The sequence below is a fragment of the uncultured Mucilaginibacter sp. genome, from assembly GCF_903913935.1.
In the GTDB taxonomy this organism is placed as follows: domain Bacteria; phylum Bacteroidota; class Bacteroidia; order Sphingobacteriales; family Sphingobacteriaceae; genus Mucilaginibacter.
Genome location: NZ_CAIWNH010000443.1, coordinates 1 through 3,166, shown reverse-complemented (window position 1 = coordinate 3,166; position 3,166 = coordinate 1). Strand labels below are relative to the sequence as shown.

General features: G+C 44.9%; 1 protein-coding gene. It reads right to left on the bottom strand.

Translation table 11 applies throughout. The features are described from left to right. Positions 1 to 28 precede the first annotated feature (28 nt). A complete protein-coding gene (gene adhE, locus QZY09_RS17610) occupies positions 29 to 2,377 on the bottom strand; it encodes a bifunctional acetaldehyde-CoA/alcohol dehydrogenase (RefSeq protein WP_295674503.1) in 2,349 nt (782 codons plus the stop codon). Positions 2,378 to 3,166: the final 789 nt, after the last annotated feature.

The following is a 3,166-nucleotide window of genomic DNA, read 5'->3' as shown; positions in this document are numbered from 1 at the left end:
TTACACATTAAGTAAACCTATTTCAGGACTAGACATACCTCCATTTGGCGTTCGGGTATTTATATTGAGGGAATGACGCCTGCTTGCGCGGGTTGTCAACCGCGTTAAAGCGGATTACCTCGTTAATCAGCATCGCATTGGCAATGCCGTGCGGTACATGGTGCATAGCTCCCAATTTGTGTGCGCAGGAGTGGCAAACACCCAAAAACGCGTTGGCAAAGGCCATGCCGGCCATGGCAGAAGCATGCGCCATCTTCTCACGGGCTTTTATATTGGTAGCGCCTTCGTTATAGGCATCAGGCAAGTATTTAAATATCAGCCTGATGCCTTCAAGCGCCAACCCATTGGTAAACTCAGATGCCAGTACTGATACATAAGCTTCCAGGCAATGGGTCAAAGCATCAATGCCTGACGCGCAGGTTAAGCCTTTCGGCATATTCATCATCAGCTCGGCGTCAACGATGGCCATATCCGGGGTAAGCTCATAATCAGCCAGCGGGTATTTGATCTGTGTTTCCTCATCTGTTATTACTGCAAATGGCGTAACTTCTGATCCTGTACCTGCAGAGGTAGGTACCGCTACAAACATGGCTTTTTGCCCCATTACCGGGAAAGCGCACACTCTTTTGCGGATGTCCATAAAACGCATGGCCAGGTCCTCAAATTTTTCTTCAGGGTGTTCATATAAAACCCACATGATCTTGGCGGCATCCATCGGTGAGCCACCGCCCAGGGCGATAATAGCATCCGGTTGAAAAGCGATCATTTCTGCAGCTCCTTTTTTGGCGGTGCGCAGGGTAGGATCAGGGTCGACGTCTGAGAAAACGATATGTTCCAGTCCCAGTTCATCCAGTACATGGGTAATTCGTTCCGTAAAGCCCATGGCTGCCAGTACTTTATCAGTTACAATAAATACCCGTTTTTTACCCAGTTCTTTTAACTCGCGCAAAGCAAGCGGCAAGCATCCGTATTTGAAGTATATTTTTTCAGGCACCCTGAACCACAACATGTTTTCGCGGCGTTTGGCTACGGTTTTAATATTTAACAAGTGTTTTACACCCACGTTTTCTGATACTGAATTTCCGCCCCAGCTGCCGCAGCCCAGCGTTAATGAAGGTGATAATTTAAAGTTGAAGATATCGCCGATAGCACCCTGTGATGATGGCATATTGATAATGGTACGGCCGGTTTTCATAGCGGCGCTGAATTTTTGGATGCGCTCCTGGCTCTTTACCGCGTCAGTATACAATACGGAGGTATGCCCGAAGCCACCCAGTTTTACCAAACGCACCGCTTTGTGCAGGGCTGACTCAAAGGTATGTGCCTTATACATGGCCAAAACAGGTGACAGTTTTTCGTGAGAGAATGGTTCTTCCAACTCAGTTGATTCCACTTCGCCGATCAGTATTTTTGTTTCTTCGGGAACAGTAACCCCGGCAAGCGCCGCAATTTTAAATGCAGACTGCCCTACGATATTGGAATTAAGGATGCCGTTGATTAATAACACGGCGCCAACTTTGCTGGTTTCTTCTTTGTCAAGGATATAGGCGCCCCGATCTAAAAACTCCTGTTTAACTTCATCATAAACCTTGTCAATTACGATCACGCTTTGTTCAGAAGCGCAGATCATACCGTTATCAAACGTTTTAGAAAGCAGTATAGAGTTAACTGCCATTTTAATATGCGCGGTTTCATCAATGATGGCAGGGGTATTGCCCGCGCCAACGCCGATGGCTGGCTTGCCTGAAGAGTAAGCCGCTTTAACCATTCCCGGGCCGCCGGTGGCCAGGATCAGGTCTGCTTCGGCCATTACTATCTGAGAAAGCTCTACGGTTGGTTCTTCAATCCAGCCGATGATATTCGCCGGGGCGCCAGCCAGTACCGCTGCGTCCAAAATAATTTTTGCTGCCGCGATGGTTGATTTTTTAGCCCTGGGGTGCGGTGAAAAAATGATGCCATTACGGGTTTTTAAAGCGATCAGCGCTTTAAAAATAGCGGTAGATGTTGGATTGGTAGTGGGCACAATAGCTGCAATTACGCCGATGGGTTCGGCTATTTTAACGATGCCAAAGGCTTCGTCTACCTCAATTACGCCGCATGTCTTTTCATTTTTATATTGATTGTAAATATTTTCCGATGCAAAATGGTTTTTGATTACTTTATCCTCAACCTGGCCCATCCCTGTTTCCTCGACAGCGAGTTTGGCCAATTGTATCCGCGCGTTATTTGCCGCAATGGCGGCCTTTCTGAAAATGTCGTCTACCTGCTCCTGTGTAAATAACGCGTATTGCCTTTGAGCTTCGCGAATCCTTTCAATCTGCTGAACTAATTTTTCTGCGTTTGTTGATTTCATTGTGTTTGATTTTTTATGCCGCATGGCGCGGCGGTTGTTTTTGCTGATCGGATCAACTCTGGGGGTTTGGTTGATTTTCACGATGTAAAAATGAGGATTCAGCGTTCATGTGGGATGACGCAAGTCAAAAGCGGATGTGATATTAAACACTTTTATTTGTTAATTTTCAATTATATGGCCTTTATGTTGAAGAATATAACAACATAATAGCTAAATGGTATTAAATTTATATCAATATGGGTTTTGTATTGATCATTTGATAAAACATGATCACCGGGGTGCCTCATTTTTACCAACCCGGCATAATAAAGGACAGTGGGGCATTGTTATAAACAGCAACGCCTTTAAAAATACCTTTTGAAAGGATGCATGCACCCTGTTTTTCGCTGTTTATTATGTTGCCCATCCCGTTCATTTTTGCTGCGAATTAGTTTTGCAAGGGAGTCGTAGGTCAATGTCATTAAGCTAAGGAAAAAGTAAAGAAATTTAATATCAAATAATGAACCTGCCTGCCGGTAGGCTGGTGTTGAATGTCGAACGCCGAAGTTTTTTACTTCATTATTCTTCATTCGATATTGGGTGTTCGACATTAAAACCCTTAACTTAATGACAGTGGTCGTAGGTTAGGTGGATATGGCAGCAGATTTTTTAAACCCCGGGCGCCGGGCTTTCTGTCGTTAGCGTTCCATTTTTGCACACGGTGTGTCGTACTGATTAGGGTTGTCACAAGGAGATCCGGATCATGAATATAGAAAGAATAAAACAGCAAATCATATTCGAATATTTGTCAGGCGATATAAGCCTGCGTAAATT

Bases quoted from the DNA above. Each gene is read 5' to 3' on its own strand.
- adhE (WP_295674503.1), bottom strand. From the start codon at position 2,377: ATGCGGCATAAAAAATCAAACACAATGAAATCAACAAACGCAGAAAAA.